The 14,273-nt window shown below is 40.3% G+C and carries 11 protein-coding genes; 1 reads left to right on the forward strand and 10 read right to left on the reverse strand.

Features of this window, described 5'->3' with window-relative positions:
* The first annotated feature begins 126 nt into the window (after window positions 1-126).
* Window positions 127-1,419 carry an ISL3 family transposase gene (locus tag ACYSNQ_RS03970; RefSeq protein WP_426081523.1) on the forward strand — a complete coding sequence of 431 codons (1,293 nt, stop codon included), beginning with the start codon at window positions 127-129 and terminating at the stop codon, window positions 1,417-1,419.
* A 171-nt stretch (window positions 1,420-1,590) separates the two neighbouring features.
* Here ACYSNQ_RS03970 and frr read toward each other — a convergent pair whose 3' ends face one another.
* The 10 genes from frr to ACYSNQ_RS04020 form a co-directional block, all read right to left on the reverse strand.
* Window positions 1,591-2,148, reverse strand: coding sequence for a ribosome recycling factor (gene frr, locus ACYSNQ_RS03975; protein WP_426081524.1), 558 nt, complete (start codon window positions 2,146-2,148; stop codon window positions 1,591-1,593).
* A 2-nt stretch (window positions 2,149-2,150) separates the two neighbouring features.
* On the reverse strand, window positions 2,151-2,873 hold the full coding sequence (pyrH, locus tag ACYSNQ_RS03980) for a UMP kinase (RefSeq protein WP_426081525.1): 723 nt from the start codon (window positions 2,871-2,873) through the stop codon (window positions 2,151-2,153).
* Between the two features lie 133 nt (window positions 2,874-3,006).
* On the reverse strand, window positions 3,007-3,888 hold the full coding sequence (gene tsf, locus ACYSNQ_RS03985) for a translation elongation factor Ts (protein ID WP_426081526.1): 882 nt from the start codon (window positions 3,886-3,888) through the stop codon (window positions 3,007-3,009).
* A 122-nt stretch (window positions 3,889-4,010) separates the two neighbouring features.
* Window positions 4,011-4,802, reverse strand: a complete 792-nt coding sequence (gene rpsB, locus ACYSNQ_RS03990) for a 30S ribosomal protein S2 (protein WP_426081527.1) — start codon at window positions 4,800-4,802, stop codon at window positions 4,011-4,013.
* 456 nt (window positions 4,803-5,258) lie between these two features.
* Window positions 5,259-6,413 carry a hypothetical protein gene (locus tag ACYSNQ_RS03995; protein ID WP_426081528.1) on the reverse strand — a complete coding sequence of 385 codons (1,155 nt, stop codon included), beginning with the start codon at window positions 6,411-6,413 and terminating at the stop codon, window positions 5,259-5,261.
* A gap of 228 nt (window positions 6,414-6,641) precedes the next feature.
* Window positions 6,642-8,024 (reverse strand): glycoside hydrolase family 1 protein, encoded by a 1,383-nt coding sequence (locus tag ACYSNQ_RS04000; RefSeq protein ID WP_426081529.1) that lies wholly within the window; start codon window positions 8,022-8,024, stop codon window positions 6,642-6,644.
* Entirely contained in the window at window positions 8,021-9,364 is a 1,344-nt protein-coding gene (locus tag ACYSNQ_RS04005) for an alpha-L-fucosidase (protein ID WP_426081531.1), read from the reverse strand. Before ACYSNQ_RS04005 ends, ACYSNQ_RS04000 begins: the two co-directional genes overlap by 4 nt.
* 22 nt (window positions 9,365-9,386) lie before the next feature.
* Window positions 9,387-10,382, reverse strand: coding sequence for a LacI family DNA-binding transcriptional regulator (locus tag ACYSNQ_RS04010; protein ID WP_426081532.1), 996 nt, complete (start codon window positions 10,380-10,382; stop codon window positions 9,387-9,389).
* A gap of 23 nt (window positions 10,383-10,405) precedes the next feature.
* Window positions 10,406-12,724: a glycoside hydrolase family 3 N-terminal domain-containing protein gene (locus ACYSNQ_RS04015; protein WP_426081533.1), complete on the reverse strand. Its 2,319-nt coding sequence runs from the start codon at window positions 12,722-12,724 to the stop codon at window positions 10,406-10,408.
* Window positions 12,725-12,755: 31 nt separating this feature from the next.
* Window positions 12,756-14,078, reverse strand: coding sequence for a PTS sugar transporter subunit IIC (locus ACYSNQ_RS04020; RefSeq protein WP_426081534.1), 1,323 nt, complete (start codon window positions 14,076-14,078; stop codon window positions 12,756-12,758).
* Between the last annotated feature and the right edge of the window lie 195 nt (window positions 14,079-14,273).

Genomic DNA, 14,273 nt, shown 5'->3' on the forward strand with positions numbered 1-14,273 from the left:
GGCTCTATACTTTTTGATGTTGGTGGAATTCCACCAATATCTTTTTTATTTTCCAAAACAATAGAAAAGACACCTTGAAATCCTTTAGAATTAATTTGGCGAACCAATCCAAAAGGAGGAATCAAGATGTCTCTTACTCAGCTTATCAAAGAAACACTAGATATTCTAGACCTAAATATCACTTTCGAGGAAAATTGTTTAACAAAAGAAAAGTACAAAGGACAGATTTGCGCCATTTATCGTGGAAAACTTTCTTATTCTCCACAAGAATGCATTCATTGTGGGAATGACGTTCTTTCCAATCTAATACGTTGGGGAACAACAACCGTACGGTTGTTAATGAATGACGTCTCCGAATACCGGACGTATCTTGAACTAAAAAAACAACGCTTCAAGTGTAAGGCGTGTCAACGAACCTTTGTTGCAGATACTTCTGTGGCAGAAAAGCATTGTTCTATCAGTGAAAAAGTTCGTTGGTCAGTCGTCACTCATCTAAAGAGAAACACCTCTATGACTGAGATCGCTCGTCAAAAGAACCTATCCGTTTCTTCCATATACCGTGTCATGAAACGGTTCTATCGTCCGATGAACCCCTTTCGAATGCATCTGCCCAAAGTATTATGTTTTGATGAATTTAAGTCTGTCCGCAGTGTTGCACACGCCATGAGTTTTATCATGATGGACGGTGAGACACATCAGTTATTGGATATTGTTGAGAATCGCCAACTTCATTTTTTAGAGCGTTATTTCAGTCGTTTCTCTAGAGAAAATCGTGAAAATGTGCAGTTTATCGTGATTGATATGTATACACCCTACGTTTCACTAGTCAAAAAACTATTTCCAAATGCCCAACTTATTATTGACCGATTCCATGTTGTTCAACACATTGGAAGAACCTTTCGTAACCAGCGAACAAAAGTAACCAATCGATTGCTCCAGAGTAAAGAACCGAAACAGCATTCGATTGGGAAGCAAATGAAGCGATACTGGAAACTTCTCCAAAAAGACGAAAGCAGATTGAACGATGAAAAGCGCCTTTGGCGTCCTGGTTTTAAAAACTGTTTAACAGAAACAGAGATTGTAGATCGCTTGCTTCACGTTTCGCCTGAACTACAAACGGGTTACCAACTATACCAAGATTTGCTTTATGCAGTTAAGAAACGCGATCAAAAATACTTTGAAGAACTGCTTGCTTTTGATCCGACACTTTCAGAAAGTTATCGAACCACCTTGGAGACATTTAAAAAGTTTCTTCCACAAATCAAAAATGCTCTTCAACACACCTACTCCAATGGACCGCTGGAATGTTTAAACAACCATATCAAAGTTTTAAAACGGAATGCGTATGGCTTCCGTAGCTTTTACAATTTCAAACTGCGAATTATGATTCGCCACGGCAACGCTTTAATTGTAAACTAAAAAAGACCAAGAGAAATGTTTCCTCTTGATCTTCAAAAATTCTAAGATTTCTCTTCACCAACATTAGTTGACAAAGAGCCGTTTTTTCGTTCCAAGTTCTTCAATTTTATTCAGTTTTTGTCCTACCAACACAATTTGACGTAGAACCTGTTCTTTTCAAGAGCTTTGATTCTAAACGTCTAAAAGTTCTTTTTCTTTATCAGCAGTGATGTCATCGATTGCTTTTACACTGTCATCTGTCAGCTTCTGTACATCTTTTTCAAGATTTCTAAGCTCATCTTCTGTGATATCACCATTTTTTTGCTGTTTCTTTAAATCATCCATTGCATCACGACGGACGTTTCTCACTGCTACCTTTGCATTCTCAGCTTCTTTTTTCACGTCTTTCGTCAATTCTTTACGACGTTCCTCTGTCAACTGAGGAATAACCAGACGAATCACGTTTCCGTCATTGGTCGGACTAATTCCGATATCACTAGCCTGCAGGGCTTTATCGATATCATCAATTGAGTTTTTATCGAAAGGTGTAATCATTAAAACACGTGCTTCTGGAATAGTGATTGATGCTAATTGATTTATCGGAGTAGGTGCACCATAGTAATCTACAGTGATACGATCCAGCAGACTTGCGTTTGCTCTTCCTGCGCGGATTTGACCTAATTCACGCTGTAGGCTTTGCTCTGCTTTTTTCATTTTTTCTTTTGCAGTTTCCATTGTTTTTCCAGACATTATTATTTCCCCCTAACTGTTGTTCCAATATTTTCACCAAGACATGCTCGGCGGATATTTCCTGGCTCGTTTAGGTTAAAAACGAGTAGTGGAATATCGTTATCCATACTCAAAGAGCTTGCTGTAGAATCCATGACCTGTAGACCTTTTGAAATGACATCCAAATGTGTCAGTTCCTCATACTTTACTGCATTTGCATCAAGCTTCGGATCAGCAGAGTAAACACCGTCTACATTATTTTTTGCCATTAGAATGACATCTGCTTCAATCTCAGCTGCACGCAAAGCTGCAGTTGTGTCGGTTGAGAAATAAGGGTTTCCTGTTCCGCCGGCAAAAATAACAACACGGCCTTTTTCAAGATGGCGTTCTGCTCGTCTGCGGATATACGGCTCAGCAATTTGACGCATTTCAATCGAAGACTGTACACGTGTCGGCACGCCTAGATTTTCCAATGTGTCCTGCAACGCTAAAGCATTCATTACTGTAGCAAGCATACCCATATAATCAGCTTGTGCTCTTTCCATACCCATTTGCGCACCGATTTGTCCGCGCCAGATATTGCCACCGCCGACGACAATTGCCATTTCGATACCTAATTCGTGAACTTCTTTAATCTCTTGTACGATTTCTTTGATGACAGGAGGTTTGATTCCGAATCCATCATTTCCAGCCAAAGCTTCACCGCTTAATTTCAGTACTACACGTTGATATTTAGGTTTTACCATCTTGTCTTTTCCCTCCAGCAATTCTCTACTGTCATTTTATCATAAGACAGTTGTTTTTTCAGATAGTTCTTTGAACTTGCCTAAAAAAAGGGAGCGCATTTAACTGCGTTCCCAACTGTTACAAGTAACAGAATTATTTTTTCATTTGGCTCATTACTTCATCAGCAAAGTTATCTTCACGTTTTTCGATGCCTTCACCAACAGCAAAACGAACAAATGATTTAACAGTTGCGCCTTTTGCAGCAACATATTTTTCAACAGTCATATCAGGATCTTTAACAAACGGCTGATCTACTAATGAGATTTCAGCTTTAAATTTGTTAAGACGGCCAATAACCATTTTATCTACAATGTTAGCAGGCTTGCCTTCGTTTAATGCTTGCTCAGTAAGAACTGTTTTTTCATGTTCAAGCTCTTCTTGAGGGATTTGTGATTCATTGATATAACGAGGATTGATTGCTGCAACGTGCATAGCAACATCTTTCGCTACTTCTTCGTCTGTTGTTCCTTCTAAAACAGTCAATACAGCGATACGTCCGCCCATATGCAGGTAAGCACCGAATGCAGCGTTATCAGCTTTTTCAACTACTTCAAAACGACGGAAGCTGATTTTTTCGCCAATAACTGTTTGTGCTTCAATCAAATCTGTTTCAATGGTACCTTTTTCAGTTTTGATAGCTAGTGCATCTTCCATTGTTGCAGGACGGTTTGTTGCCATTTCCTGAGCAACGTTTTTAACTAAATCCTGGAACATTTCGTTTTTCGCAACGAAGTCTGTTTCAGAGTTGATTTCTACGATTGCAGCAAAGTTGCCGTCAGTTGCAACATTTGCCAAGCCTTCAGCAGCGATACGATCGTTTTTCTTGCCTGCTTTAGCCATTCCTTTTTCACGTAAAAAGTCAACGGCTTTATCCATGTCGCCTTCTACTTCTACCAATGCTCTTTTGGCATCCATCATACCGACACCTGTCATGTCACGTAATTCTTTTACCATTTTAGCTGAAATATCTGCCATTTCTCTATATCCTCCTCAAATAGTTAACATCATTGTTTTAAAAAAGCCATCTCAAAGGAGAAACAGGCCTATTGCGCCAGCCTTTGAGACAGCTCCGTTTTATTTTTATACGTATACTCGTATTATTCTGCAGTTTCTTCGTTAGTACCTTCAACAACTTCAACGATTTCTTCGATTGATGTTGCTTCTTCAGGTGCTGTTTCAACGAACATTTCTTCTACAGCTTGATCTTCACCTTGGTTTCCTTCGATGAACGCATCAGCCATTTTAGCTGTAATCAGCTTAACTGCACGAATCGCATCATCATTTGATGGGATAACAACATCGATCTCATCTGGATCACAGTTAGTATCAACCATAGCAACGATTGGAATGTTCAGTTTTTGAGCTTCCTGAACTGCGATACGCTCTTTGCGAGGGTCAACAATGTACATTACATCTGGAACTCTAGGCATATCAGCGATACCGCCTAAGAATTTTTCAAGACGTTCACGTTGTTTGTTCAAACCAACTACTTCTTTTTTAGGAAGAACGTCAAATGTACCGTCTTCTTCCATGCGGTTAATATCTTTCAAACGTTTGATACGTTTTTGGATAGTATCCCAGTTTGTCAACGTTCCGCCTAACCAGCGATGGTTTACATAGTATTGACCAGCACGGATTGCTTCGTCTTTAATTGCTTCTTGTGCTTGTTTTTTAGTACCTACGAACAATGCAACGCCGCCTTCTTCAGCAACATTTTTCATGTAATCGTAAGCAACGTCTACCAATTTCACTGTTTTTTGCAAATCAATGATGTAGATTCCGTTTCTTTCTGTGAAGATGTATTTTTTCATCTTCGGATTCCAGCGACGAGTTTGGTGTCCAAAATGTACGCCGGCTTCAAGTAATTGTTTCATAGAAATTACTGCCATGTTGTGTTTCCTCCAATTTGGTTTTTTTGTTTCCTCTCCTGCTCTCTTCTTCATGAAGAACCGAAAACGGCACCCCTTCACAAATCAAACACGGATGTGGATTTAGCGCTGAAAAGCAGCACCTTTGATAGTATACAATAGAAAATAAGCAAACGCAAGACAGTGACACATATTTTACTTACGTTTTTATTTATAGATATTGTCAGAGAAAGTAATTGCGGTAGAAACAGCTTTCTTCAAGTACATGAATGAAACGCAATAAGAAGAAATTTACAAAAAGAGATGAAATAAGCACATAAACCATCGCTGTTCCCTGATTCCTATTTAGTACTTCTCAAATTTTTGCTGAATTTCAACTTATTGCTATAAAATTGACTCTGTCTCATCGTTCAGATTTAGACATATCAAAAGTTTAAAACTTATTTAGGTCTCAGTCACATTTTATCTATAATTTTTCTATTTCCAACGCAGCGGAACCTGCCCACGACCTGAGAAATGATAATTTCCTTTTGTGACTGACCAGCTAAAGGGCAGGTATTTTTCTGTTCCGGTAAGATTTTCCCATTTTAGCTCTTCTGAACTGTCAGTATTCTCATCCATACCTGAAGTATACGTAATGGCTTGCCCATCAAACTGAGAAGACAAAATGATTGGATCATAGATTTGATAGCTGTCTGTCCCTTGCTTCAATGTGACTGGCGTCATAATTCCTTCTGCATAAAGAGATATCTCATTTAATTGAGGTAAATTAGATAATGCTGAGATATCAGTCAATAGTGTTCTTGTGTACATATTATCCCGATTGTCGTAATATTCTTCCTCTGTGCCATATCCAGAAAAAGAGAATCTCAACTCTTTCAAACTAGTCAAGTCTTTTAAATCAATCAGTGAGCCTTGATTACTGGCTACAACACTATAAATTTCTTCAAGCTTCGTTAATTTATTAATCGGGCGTAAATCTCCAAAAGGTGTGGTTTGTTCGCCACTTAACCTTTTTAAATTTACAGCAAATTCCAAGCCGTTTAAGCTGCTGTATGGATCTGTCCAGTCTGGTGAAATACCTTCGACGCTTGCTATGAACTTTTTATCAAACAGTTCATATTTTCGAATAAATTCATTTTCATTTTCATTATTTTTATTGTTCTCAGCAAGTGCTTGGTGATAAATATTATCCTGCTCCTCTACATCCTTATCATATTTTTCCATAGCTACTTCTCTTTGCTGATCCAACTCTTCTACTTTTTTATTCAGTTCTGCATATTTACGGTCATATTCTTCTTGAGTAATAAGACCATTGTTCAAATCAGCATCTAACTGATTGTATTGTTCATCATAATCTGCCTGTATTGCTTCAAATCTCGCTACTTCCGCATCAAAGGCGGTTTGCAGCTGTTCTTGTTTTGCTTGGTTTTCTGCCTCTATTTCTTCTCTTTTTTGATCGTACTTGTCTCTCAAATAATACTCGCTTTTATAAACCAATTCATCTCTCAGCGTCGCATCTGGAAAATGAACATAGTCCAGCTCATTTGCAGAAGCCGCTAAAGGAAATCCGAACAATAATCCTAAGCCGCCAGCAACCAATACCCGTTTCAAACAATCAATTTTTTTCATTTTTATCAATCCTTTCGTTTTTAACATAATTATTATAACACAAAGAATTGTTATTTATTTTAAAAATAATTTTTTTATAAAATATCACACAAATAATTTTATAAAACATTGCATATAGTTTAAAAAGAAACCAGCATTGATACTGACTTATTTTGTCAATAACAATACTGATTCCACTCATCTTCTGTAACATTATCCAAACTATACAAAATATTTTAAGCACACGATTTAATTGTCAAACCCGTTTCTTTTAATTAATTCTTTGTACCATATCCCGCTTTTCTTTAGCGTTCGTTTATAATGGTTCTCTAGGTCAACACGATAAAAACCGTAGCGGTTCCGATAGCCGTTTAACCATGACCAGCAGTCAACAAAGGTCCAGGCATGGTAGCCAAAGCAGTTGCTGCCTGCTGTAATTCCTTTGTGAAGCTCTGTCAGATGTTCCTGTATGAATAAAATCCGATAGTCATCCTGAATCATGCCGTTCTCATCAGCAAAGCGCTCTTCCTCCGCTACACCCATGCCATTCTCAGAAACATACCAGGGAATATTCTTGTATTCTTCTTTCATCATTACTGCAACATCATATAGTGCTTCAGGATAAATTTCCCACCCTCGATATGGATTAATCCGTTTGTTAGGTAGATCGTAAGGTAGATAAAAATCCGCTGGTGTTTGCGCTGGAACCCTGACATGCTCCGGCGCCTGTACACGCCTTGGCTGGTAATAGTTCAAACCAATAAAATCGACGGTGTTCTCACGAATCAGTTCTTTATCGCCTACCTTAATTTTTGGAAGCAAATGATGTGTACGAAAAACAGCTGTCAGCTTTTCAGGAATCACTCCATGAACAGCTGGCTCAAGAAAACTTTTGGTATTAATCAAATCAGCCAGTTCTTTCGCCTGCAGGTCTTCTTTTGAGTCACTTCTAGCATAAGCTGGAGAAATATTCAGAATAATACCTATCCTGCCGTTCTTCACTTTGGCATTTCTGAACTCTTCTACTGCTCTTGTATGAGCCATCAGCGTGTGGTAGCCGACCTGAACAGCTCTTTTGAAATCAACAACTGCTGGATAATGATACCCATATAAGTATCCGCATTCAATATGAACCAGCGGCTCGTTAAACGTAGTCCAATAGCTTACAGTGTCACCAAATAGTTCAAATGCTGTTTTTGCATAAAAAGCAAAAGCATCAACTGATTCTCTCGTTTCCCAGCCGCCTTTTTCCATCAGCCACCAGGGCATATCGAAATGAAACAGATTGATAATCGGCTCTATTCCGTTTTTCTTCAGCTCTTTAAAATATGCGCTATAGAAAGCTACGCCTTCCGGATTCACATGCTTGCCGTCTGGAAGCAGCCGAGTCCAAGCAATAGACGTCCGATAGGAATTCATTCCCAGCTCCTTCATACGCTGAATGTCTTCCGAATACATCTCATAGACGTTAGAGGTATTTTCCGGACCCTGCCCCTCATTAAACTTCTCCGGTGCTATTTTGTACCACTTATCCCAAGTAGATGGTGACTTGCCGTTTTCCAGGCTATGTCCTTCAGTTTGCGGTGCTGAGGCTGCCGCTCCCCATAAAAATGCTTGTGAGAATTCTCTCATTGCGTTAATCCCTCTATTTCTATAGTAATTTCAATTCCTGTAACAGCTTCTTGCTGATCAACTGCCGGAACAATCAGAATATTATTGTTAATTGAATAGCTCTTGCCAGATTTCAAGTTGTTGACCTCCGCTACTTTTCCAGGCAACTGGAGTTTAGCTAAGTCCAGCTTTAGGCTTTCCTGTTCCTGATTTATATGAAAGCCGTAAATTTGCTTCTTTTTAGCTGTAAAATACCAGCCGTCTAATTGATCTACATGATGTTTTCGAGTACCATAAATCCCAGTCCCATAAACTGCCAGCCATTTTCCAAGCTGACCCATCAGCTCTTGTGCCTTGTGAGGTAGAGTACCATCAGGTTTTGGCCCAACTCCCAGCAAAAGATTTCCGCCCTTCGAAACGATTTGCAAAAGCAGTGTCAAAATCTCCTCAAAGGATTTATACGTATCATTTGGAACATAGCCCCAGTTTTTCGCTAAAGGAATATTGCTCTCCCAAACTTTTTTAGGCAGCTGCTCTGGTACCTTGCGCTCTGGAGTTACATAATTCTCATACATTCCGCCAATCGTACGATCCACGATTAAAAGCTGCGGCTGCTGTTCTCTGACATCGACAGCAATTTGCTGCATATCTAAAAACTCATGGTTCTCCGTATTCACCCAGCCGCCGTCTAGCCAAAGAATATCTATTTTTCCGTAATTTGTACATAACTCATGCAGCTGATTGGAAACAAACTCTTTGTACTTCTGCCAAACCTTCGGCTTTTTTTCAGGGTCATAACTGGCGTAGCGGCCTTTGGGCCGGCTGTTGGGCTCCCAGTAATAAGGGCTTGCCCAGTCAGCTTTAGAATAGTATACGCCGACAGATAATCCTGCATTTCTAAATGCCTCTGCGGTTTCACCAAAAATGTCTTTTCGCTTACTTGTATGGAAAGGACATATTTCACTGGTCACTTTATAATTCGAATATTGCGTATCATACATTGAAAAACCGTCATGGTGCTTTGTAGTGAATATCATATAACGAAACCCGGCGTTTCGGCAGAGAAGAGCCCACTCAGTTGGATTAAAGCTACGGGGATTAAACGTTTGGCTAAGCGCCCAGTAGTCTTTTCTCAGTACAGCTAAATCTTCCCGCCATGGCTGTTTTCGTGCCCAGTTGTCTTCTTCTGAAAGCTGCCAGGATTCAACAATACCTGCTACAGCGTATAAGCCCCAATGGAAAATCACACCCAACTTGTTATTCTGAAATTGTTCCAGCTCTGAAATGACTTTTTCCGGAAGTTGACTATAACCTTCCTGTTCTGTCAAAAGATTTTCTTCTATATCTTGTCTGATTGTCATTCACTTTTCTTCCCTGTTAAAATTATCGTTGGCAGATAGAATCCCGCCATAAAATTTCATTTTCAAGCATAAACTGCTGGCCTCCGGGAATCGTAGGGTCTTTAACCCGCTCAATAATTCTTTTTGCTGCTAACGCGCCAAAGGCTGCTACCGGCTGTTTAATCACCGTCAGCTTTGGATAAAATACATCGCTTGCTTCGAAGTAATCATAGCTGGCGAAAGAAATGTCCGTCCCGATTTTCAGTTCATGCTGGTGAATACTTTCCAATGCCCCTAAAGACATATTGTAATTGCAGACGAAGACTGCAGTAATATCGCCCAATGCCAGCAGCTCCTCCATTGCCTGAAAGCCGCTTTTTCTTGAGTAGTCTCCAAATAGAATACAACGTTCATCGATTTCTTCTCCCAGTTCAGCAAAAGCTTCATAAATGCCAGCCAAACGCTCACGAGCAACATAATCGATTTGCGGTGCTGCGATGAAACCAATTTTCTGATGCCCTTGTTGAATGATTCGCTTAATTAAATCAGCTGTACTTTTACGGTTATTCAGCAAAATTGAATCTACTTTTGGAAAGCTCAAAGGCGTAATTGCTGAGATAACAGGAATATCCATAGCCGCAATCTGCTCCATTCCCGGCCAGCTTTGCTCCGCACCAAAAACAATTAAGCCATCCACTGTCCGTGACGCCAGAAACTCCAGCTTTCGTCCAATTTGCTCTGCATCATCCCGATATCCTGAAAGCAGCGTGCTGTAGCCTTCCTGCTCAAACACATCTTCAATCGTTGCAACAACAGAGGAGCTGAAATGACTTTGCATGTTATTCATTAAAACACCAATTGAATAGCTCTGATTGCTTTTAAGTCCCTTCGCCCACGGATTTTCTCTGTAGTTCATTTTCTCGATTGCTTGTCTAATACGTTCGCTGTTTTCCGGCCGCAGCTTATGCCCGTTTAGATACCGGGACACACTGCCTACCGAAACTCCCGCCGCCTTTGCAACCTCTTGTATAGTGGCCAAACACAATTCCCCCTCACCAGCACTTAGTCATCTTTAAAATGAATCTGCTGCGTTAAATCATTTACTCTGATTGTAACACTATTTGTTAAATCAAACTGCCCTTGTCTATTAAAATAGGAGAGCTCCTCAAATCCTAGCTCAAAGCAAATTTTTACTGTCTGATTTTTGGGAATAGCGACTTTTTCAAAGCCTCGGAGCATCTTTTTCCGTTGAATGACATCGCCGCCATGCAGCTGACAATACAACAAAACAGCTTCCTGACCGTCATAGCTCCCTTGATTTACTACCCTAACTTCAACTAACAACTTCTTCCCGGCTTTCATTTCCTGCTTTGTAGGAAGAGGCGTCTTGATTGTGAGCGTTTCATAGGAAAATTTCGTATAGCTTTGTCCATAGCCAAAAGGAAACAGAGGGGCTCCAGATGAATCATAGTAATGTTCATTCATTGCAATAGCCCGCTGGTAATAATAGACGGGCAGCTGACCACTTGAGCGAGGGTAGCTTAAGCTGAGTTTTCCACTTGGATTCGTCTTTCCAGATAAAATATCACTAACTGCTTCCCCGCCCTTTTGCCCAGGATACCAGGCAGTAAGAACCGCATTTGATTTCCTACACACCTGCTCCAGTTCATGAGGCCGTCCCTGAACAAGTATTGTTATAATTGGTTTTCCTAATTTGTTGAGTTTTTCCAGCAGGTCAAGCTGTCTACCTCCCAACGTTAATGAAGAAAGATCGACATTTTCTCCTGAATCCATATTGATTCCTTTGGAAGAAACAGCACCGTTACTTAAAAACTCCATATCAAAATTACGGGCGCTGGAGCCGCCAAGCACTAAAATAATCTTGTCGCTTGCCTTGGCCATCTGAACAGCTTCGCTCAACAACAGCTCTTGATTTTCCAGCTTACGGACATCACAGCCTTGAGCGAAAGTCACTTTAGATAGAGGGAATCCATCTTGAATCCCTTTAAAAATTGTTTGCTCCAGCTGTTCAGTTGTTTGCGGAGCTGTATAGTCTCCTAACTGATTATATAATTCATTGGCATTTGGACCAATTACAGCCAATTTTTCCCCGCTATCCTTTAGAGGCAGAATCCCTTCATTTTTTAACAAGGTGATGCTCTCAGCCGTCAGCTGTTGATTCTCCTTCTGGTAGCTGTAAAATCGGTCCTCATACCCCGCTTCCGGTGCTTCAACATACGGACGATCAAAAAGTCCTAGTAAAAATTTGATGCTGAGTACACGATATACAGCTCGATTCAGTAACTCTTCTGGAATAACACCCTGCCTAATACCGCTGCCTATCTGCAGATAAGTCATATCCCATAAGCTTAAATCAATGCCTGCAGCCAGTGCCTGCTTTGCAGATTCTTCCTGTGTACCATAAATGGCTGCTAATCGGTCCAGCGCTGTACCATCCGCCATAACAATTCCCTGATAGCCTAACTGGGTTCGCAAATATTTTTGAAAAAGTTCTTGATTTGTATGACAAGGGATGCCATCCAAGTCATTGTAGGCAGCCATGATTCCAACAGCATTGCCAGCACTTTTCAATAATGGATAATAAACCTCCATGAATTCCCGCTCACCAATCGTTACCGCTCCAGAATTATGCCCGCCTAACGCATCTCCCTGCGCAATACAGTGTTTCAAGACAACACCCATTTGTTCCGGTTTACGATTCGCTTCATTCACTGTCTGATGCAAAAATTGCTGCTTGTCAGAAATCAGCGTACCCTGAAACCCTGATATGATGGAACGATTAAAAGCAGCAGCCAAATATGGATCTTCTCCATAACATTCTTCGGTTCTGCCCCACCGCGGATCCCGGCTAATATCTAGTGAGGAAACCAAGGCTAGATGGACCCCCTTTTGTGCCAGCTCAGCTGCCATATTGCGGGAGGTTGCCTCAATAAGGTCGCGATTAAAAGAGTTCCCTTTACCAATATTAGTGGGATATGAGATGCTTCCTAATCCTTGATGACCATGAGGACACTCTTCCGCCAATAAAACAGGAATGCCTAGCCTTGAATGACGAATAACATAGTCCTGAATTTCGTTTGCCAGCTGCCAGCTGTCACAAGCCGGCACGCCATTTTCCTGATTTACCTTAGACCAGGGATCTGCCCGAAACACGCCATATAATGCCCCCATGCCATGTCCCCAAGCAACATGCTCCTTAAAGTAATCAGTCAGCTGAAAGGTTTGTCCTTTCTTTTCATAGGCTTTCCAGCCATAAAGATGCTGGTTCACCTGACCAACTTTCTCTTCAATTGTCATGCGTGACAATAAGTCTGTTACACGTTCATGAATTGTACATTCAGGATTTTTGTAGTCCATCATTTCCTTATCCTTTCCAATCTGTTCTATCTTACTAAATTGTTTCCAATTTATTCACTTTGTTACTCGCCATAATAAATGGAATGAATAGCAGAATATCCATAATAAACAGTAAAAATGCTAAAATAGCGGCTGGCAGATTTCCACCTGTTGCAATCCACGCTTGAAATACCGGCGGTGTAATCCAAGGGGCTGCCGCAACAGTCTTCCCAATCAACCCAATACTTGTCGCAAAGTAAGCAATAATAAGATTGATCGATGGGATTATGGCACATGGAATCATAAAGATCGGATTCATAACCACTGGTAAACCAAACATAATTGGTTCTGCAATGTTAAAACAGCTCGGCGCTAACCCTAAACGGGCAACATTTTTTTGCTCTTTTCTTTTAGAAACAATAAAGATAGCGATAATTAAAGGCAGTATACAGCCGCCGCCTCCCAATAGACCAAAGCTGCCGACAAAGGGTTCAGTTACGATGTTAGGAATTACGTTTCCTGCTTCAAAAGCTGTCATGTTTTCCTGAATTGCCGTTAACATCGGCGCAGATTTAATCGGTGATAAAATGCTTGAACCATGCATTCCAAATACCCACAATGTATCAGAGATGAACTGAATGAACAGCATACCTGGGGCCGAAAGGACAAACCCTTTCAATGGTGTTTGAATAATTGTATCAACGATATCAGGAATTGTTAGTCCAGTTGTTTTATCTAGTGTAAATACGACCACTGCAAAAATAATTATTACAAGAACTTCCGGAATCAATGAGTTAAAGGATGTTCCAACTGCAGGCGGGACATTTTCCGGCATGTTAATACGCAGTTTTTCAAATCTGGAAAAACGAACAAATAATTCTGTCCCAGCCAAAGCTGCCAGCATTGCCAGAAAAAGTCCTGACGAAGACGTTAACGACTGCAGGTATACACCACCCACTTCTGCGGTAGCTCCATCCGCTAGTGTAACTGTGCTGTTCATCGGCATCATAATGCACATCAAAGCTACACTCAAGCCGCCGGCATGAGTGGGACTAAAGCCTTTGTTGTCAATCTTGCCGGAGTTGGCATACCATGTAGCTAAATTGTAGCCAATGTTGTAGCAGACCAAAATAGCCAAAATTCCCATCGTGCCATTGTTCACAATTCCCGCCAGTCCAGCTAGAAAGCTTAAATCAATAAACTGTTGTACCCAGGCATTTGAAAAAATAACAGCATTCAGTAAGATAAAGAAGGAAGCAGCCATGATTAAAGGCATGGTAATAATAAATCCATCTCGAATAGCACTTAAATGTCGCTGATTATTGATTTTCGCCGCAATAGGCAATAATTTTTCAGATAACTTATCAATAAATTTCATTAGAACTCCTCCAAATTTTATAGTTAGTTCATCATCCTAACTAATTGATTAAAAAAATATATACTAACTTGAATCGATTCAATTTGATAATAACAGGTAAAGCTCATTTTTGCAACCGCTTTTTTGAATCGATTCAAAATTTCTTATTAATTTAGAAGAACTCTTTCAAAATGAACTAAATTCATTGCAGAATCT

The organism is Enterococcus sp. LJL51 (genome assembly GCF_054871795.1).